The organism is Mesorhizobium sp. M4A.F.Ca.ET.020.02.1.1, assembly GCF_004022645.1.
In the GTDB taxonomy this organism is placed as follows: domain Bacteria; phylum Pseudomonadota; class Alphaproteobacteria; order Rhizobiales; family Rhizobiaceae; genus Mesorhizobium.
On record NZ_RZOI01000918.1, the window covers coordinates 1 to 2,051 of the forward strand.

2 protein-coding genes are annotated in these 2,051 nt (G+C 66.5%); both read right to left on the reverse strand.

The genetic code is table 11. From position 1 onward, the window contains the following. Nucleotides 1-651 precede the first annotated feature (651 nt). Nucleotides 652-1,185: a hypothetical protein gene (locus tag EN742_RS33035; protein ID WP_128333775.1), complete on the reverse strand. Its 534-nt coding sequence runs from the start codon at nucleotides 1,183-1,185 to the stop codon at nucleotides 652-654. A 309-nt stretch (nucleotides 1,186-1,494) separates the two neighbouring features. Next, a partial coding sequence (locus EN742_RS33040) for a DUF2493 domain-containing protein (protein WP_148670447.1) occupies nucleotides 1,495-2,051 on the reverse strand: 557 nt, incomplete at its 5' end.

A 2,051-nucleotide genomic window follows, 5' to 3' on the forward strand; every position in this document is an offset into this window, starting at 1 on the left:
GGGCCGTCCTGCTGCGGTCACTCGGCACAAATTCTGGAAAATTCTATTTGCCGCAGACACCGGGCCGCGCTTTCAAGGGCCCCGCTTGCGGGAAGGAAAGTGCCCGGCCCGCAACAAAAAAAACCGAAATCGAATTTTCCTGAATTTTTGCCGAGTGTACCCCCAACGGGGGTTGACCGCAAAAGCAGGCGGTCCACTACAAAGGCGACATGACACGGGAATGGTCCGGGTGTGGGCAAAGGCGATGCCTCCGGCCACCATCGCAGATCCTTCACGCCAGGCACCGCGGTCGCGGTCAAGCGTTTGCCCCCGCCTGCGGATCTACCGTCCTCGCCTGTCCCACGAACGACGTCCTGCGCTGAGAAGCCGGAGGTTCCGTCCGCCGTCAAGTGCCGGATATTGCGCTCGGCGGCGGCGAGCGCTGCTCTGTTCCCGTGCCGGCGAGGGTATCCAGGCCAAGCGTGGCTGCCGGGAATGCGCTGCCTGATCCGCAACTGCCCCGCCCTTCGTGCCATGAGCAGATGGGATTTTCCCGAGGACTGCCCGCGGACCGCGAGAGGCGGCTTCGCAAGGGGTCGGCCTTCGGCACGGATCAGGGCGGGGCGGCTTGCGCCGTTCATTCGTGGGTCGGGTCGCCACGGCTTGCGACAATCAGGTTGCCGCAGCAACGCGCTCGTCCGCCGTCATCCGGGTTTCCACTCCGCCGCGAACATCCAGACCGGCATGGTGCATCATGGCGCGCCAGTCCGCGATGGTGTGGACGGTTCCCACCGTGCCGCGCATCGTGTCGTAGACGACGCAGGGGCTGCCGATCACGGCAAGGCGCAGGATGTTGAGGCAGGTTCCGGGCGAAGCGCCATCCCAGACCATCAGACCGAAGTCGGCACGGCGGGCCATTTCCCGATCCTTCGCGGCGTGGATGGCAAAGCCCTTTGCGCCGTCCGGCGGCGGGACGTGATAGGCAGCCCAGTCGCCGAGATTGTTGCGCGGTTCCGGGCCGCCATGGAAGACGCCGACATGCTCGTAATTATAGCCTGCGAGCAGGCCCTGCATTTCGGCATCTGCTCCCGGCGCGTCACCGATCAGCACGCCGTGCTCGGCCGCAACAATCGCGCCGATGCGTTCGATCACGGGGACCGGCAGCTCGAAAATGTCACGCGAACCGCCAAGGAATATCATCGTCATTGGTCGCTTTCCTTTCTCTCCGATCAACCGCCCCGGCCCGGCTCTCCTCTCCCTCTCCCGCGCGAGGGATCGTCACCGAAGGCCGAGACGGCGAAGCCCGGCTCGGGGAGCGGCGGCACGCCGCGAGTAGAGCCCGGCCGGCCGGAGGCCGGCCCGCCCAAACCGTGTCGGAGGACTTTTGGCCACTCTCCATCCTGCGCTCTTTCGCACCGCGCCCCCGCCGGATTGCTGACCGGAACGGATGTGCACACGCGAAGAACCCGACCGCGAGCGGGTCGGGTTCTTCGACGCGGGGAATGAAAGCGGCGCTCACGCGCCATCCTCCGTGAACCGCCAGACGGGGATGCCCAGGCGTCGGGCCTTGTCGGCCAGGTTCTCGGTGATGCCGGAGCCGGGGAAGACGATCAGTCCGTAGGGCATGACCGAGAGCAGCTGATCGTTGCGACGGAATGGGGCGGCCTTCGCATGCCGGTTCCAGTCCGGCTTGAAAGCGATCTGCGTGACCTTGCGGTTCTCGGCCCAGCAGGCGGCGATGCGCTCGGCGCCGCGTGGGCTGCCACCATGCAGCAGCACCATGTCTGGGTGCTTCTCGCGGACTTTATCCAGCGCGTCCCAGATCCGGTCGTGATCGTTGCAGTCGAGGCCGCCGGCGAAGGCGATCCTGGTGCCGGCTGGCACCAGCACCTCGGTCTCGGCGCGACGGCGCGCGGCGAGGAAGTCGCGGCTGTCGATCACCGACGCGGTCATCGCCTGGTGGCTGATCTTGGAGCCGGTGCGCGGCCGCCATGCTGATCCGGTCTGCGCCTCGTAGAGGTCGGCGGCCTCATCGCGCATGATTTCGAGGACGTTGCGGCGCTCGATATAGG